The 2,973-nt window shown below is 72.2% G+C and carries 2 protein-coding genes; both read left to right on the plus strand.

What is annotated here, in order from left to right:
* The first annotated feature begins 228 nt into the window (after positions 1–228).
* The gene (locus H5J30_RS24715) at positions 229–1,137 is read left to right on the plus strand and encodes a sigma-70 family RNA polymerase sigma factor (protein ID WP_181789565.1); all 909 of its coding nucleotides are present in this window, start codon (positions 229–231) and stop codon (positions 1,135–1,137) included.
* 509 nt (positions 1,138–1,646) lie between these two features.
* On the plus strand, positions 1,647–2,973 hold a 1,327-nt coding region (locus H5J30_RS24720), incomplete at its 3' end, for an acetyl-CoA carboxylase biotin carboxylase subunit (protein ID WP_220189324.1).

Below are 2,973 nucleotides of genomic sequence, written 5' to 3' on the forward strand. Positions count from 1 at the left end.
CGCGCGGGTGCACCCCCCGCCGGCCGCCGGAGCGGAGGCGCAGGTCACCGTCGTCGCCCTACGGAGTAGGCTCGTTGCCGGCTGTTGTCACTTTTCAGCCGCGACAAGCACGGGCGGGAGGCGGCGAGGTGACACGGCACCGGGCCGGGTGGCGGTTACCGGCTCGTCACATCGGCGAAATCCCGCCGGTTACCGACATGGCAGGCGCCGGTGAGAGGACTTGACCAGATGAGTGATCACGACTGGCTGGCCGAGCGGTTCGAGAGTGATCGCCCCCGTTTGCGCGCGCTCTCGTACCGGATGCTCGGCTCCGTCGCCGAAGCCGAAGACGCCGTCCAGGAAGCCTGGATCCGGCTGAGCCGCTCGCGCACCGACGAGGTGGAGAACCTCAGCGGCTGGCTGACGACCATCGTCGCCCGGGTGTCCCTGAACATGCTGCAGTCCCGCAAGTCACGGCCCGAGGACCTGATGGACACGGCCCAGGCCGCCGAGCCGCAGGGCGGCGAGAGCGCGGCGACCGACCCCGAGGAGGAGGCGCTCCTCGCCGACTCCGTCGGCGTCGCGCTGCTGGTGGTCCTCGACACCCTCACGCCCGCCGAGCGGCTGGCGTTCGTGCTGCACGACATGTTCGCCGTCCCCTTCGACCAGATAGCGACCATCGTCGACCGCTCCCCCGCCGCGGCCCGCCAGCTGGCCAGCCGCGCCCGCCGCCGCGTGCAGCAGGGCGCGCCGCTCGCCAGGACCCGGGCCATCGGCGTCTACGACGAGAACGGGCTGGTCCTCAGGAAGGGCAGGTCCGACCTGGCCAACGCGTTCCTCGCCGCGTCCCGCCGGGGCAACTTCGAGGCGCTGCTGGAGATGCTCGACCCGGACATCGTGCTGCGCTCCGACGCGACCGCCGCCCAGTTGGGCATGGACGCGGAGCTGCGCGGCGCCGACGCCGTCACCCGCCTCTTCGCCGGCCACGCCTGGGCGCCGCTGCCCGCGGTCGTCGACGGGGCCGCCGGGCTGGTGTGGGTGAAGGACGACAAGCCGTTCCTCTCGTTCCGCTTCACCGTCGGCGACGTCGACGGCCGTATCACCGCGATCGCCGTCCAGGCGGATCTGACGGGCGTCGACATCGAACTCGCGCTCTAGCGAAGCCGTCCGTACGGGCCGGCGCTCCGGCCCGTACGGACGGACATTGCACCGCCGTGGCGGAATACGCGATTGCCGGCACGTTTATCGGCGACGTCCCGTGCATTGCCCGGGGAATTGATCGCGGCCGGCGCCGCGCCGACCGGTAGGCCCCAGGTCATCGACCGATCGGGGCGTATATCCCGCCGGTGGAATTGCATTCGCCGAATCGCCAAGTGGGCGCCAAGTCGTTGGTGTGTGATGGCCAAGCGGGGTGCCGGATGCTGGAGGGGCGTGGGCTCGGGACGGCACGCTGTGCGGATCTGTCGGGAGTAACGACGCTGGTAGGGGTGGTGGCTTTCACAGTCCTGAACCACCCGGGGCGCGGTGCCGGATCCGGCACCGACCCGATACGCAACGGGCGCGCCGCGCGGAACAGCCGCCGCCGCCTCCGCCGACCGGCACGTGAAATCTGGGAGGTCTGACCGGTGTTCAGCCGTGTTGCGATCATCAATCGTGGAGAAGCCGCCATGCGGCTGATCCAGGCCGTCGGCGAGCTCAACGAGTCGGGCGCGCCACGGATCGAGACCGTGGCGTTGTACACCGACGCCGACGCCACGGCCACGTTCGTACGCGCGGCAGACCTCGCCTACGACCTGGGCAGGGCCGCGGACCGCCCGTACCTGGACCTCGCCGTGCTGGAGCGCGCCCTCGTCGAGACCGGCGCGGACGCCGCGTGGGTGGGCTGGGGCTTCGTCGCCGAGGACCCGGCCTTCGCCGAGCTGTGCGCGAAGCTCGGGGTGGCGTTCGTCGGTCCCGACGCCGAGGCGATGCGCCAGCTGGGCGACAAGATCAGCGCCAAGCTCCTCGCCGAGGAGGTCGGCGTCCCCGTCGCGCCGTGGAGCAGCGGCCCGGTCGCGGACCTGGACACCGCGCTGCTCCAGGCCGAGCGGATCGGCTATCCGCTGATGCTCAAGGCGACCGCGGGGGGCGGTGGCCGGGGCGTACGGGCCGTACACGAGCCGGACCAGCTGGTCGAGGCGTTCCAGCGCACCAGCCAGGAGGCGGAACGCGCCTTCGGCAACGGCGCGTTGTTCCTGGAGCGGCTGCTCGTGGACGCCCGGCACGTCGAGGTGCAGGTGATCGCCGACGGCCAGGGCGGGGTGTGGGCGCTGGGCGTACGGGACTGCTCCGTGCAGCGCCGCAACCAGAAGATCATCGAGGAGTCCTCCTCGCCGGTGCTGGCGGCCGACCAGGTGGAGCGGCTGAAGGAGTCGGCCGAGCGGCTGGCGCTCGCCGTGGGCTACCGCGGCGCGGCCACCGTGGAGTTCCTCTACCAGCCGAAGGACGGCATGTTCGCCTTCCTGGAGGTCAACACCCGGCTGCAGGTGGAGCATCCGGTCACCGAGGCCACCACCGGCATGGACCTGGTCAAGGCGCAGCTCCACGTGGCCGCCGGCGGCCGGCTGACCGGCGCCCGGCCGGCCGAGCTGGTGCACGCCGTTGAGGCCCGGCTCAACGCCGAGGACCCCGACCGCGACTTCGCGCCCGCCCCGGGCCGCATCGCCCTGCTCGACCTGCCCGCGGGGCCGGGCATCCGCGTCGACACGGGCGTCGGCCAGGGCGACTCCATCCCCGCCGACTTCGACTCGATGATCGCCAAGGTCATCGCGTACGGGCGGGACCGCGCGGAGGCGCTGTCCCGGCTGCGGCACGCGATGCGCGAGACCACCGTACTGATCGACGGCGGCACCACCAACAAGAGCTTCATCCTCGACCTGCTGGACGAGCCCGAGGTCGTCGAGGCCCGGGCCGACACCGGCTGGATCGACCGGGTGCGCGCCGCGGGCGGGCTGG

The organism is Streptomyces phytophilus (assembly GCF_013870535.1).
Taxonomy (GTDB): Bacteria; Actinomycetota; Actinomycetes; order Streptomycetales; family Streptomycetaceae; genus Streptomyces; species Streptomyces phytophilus.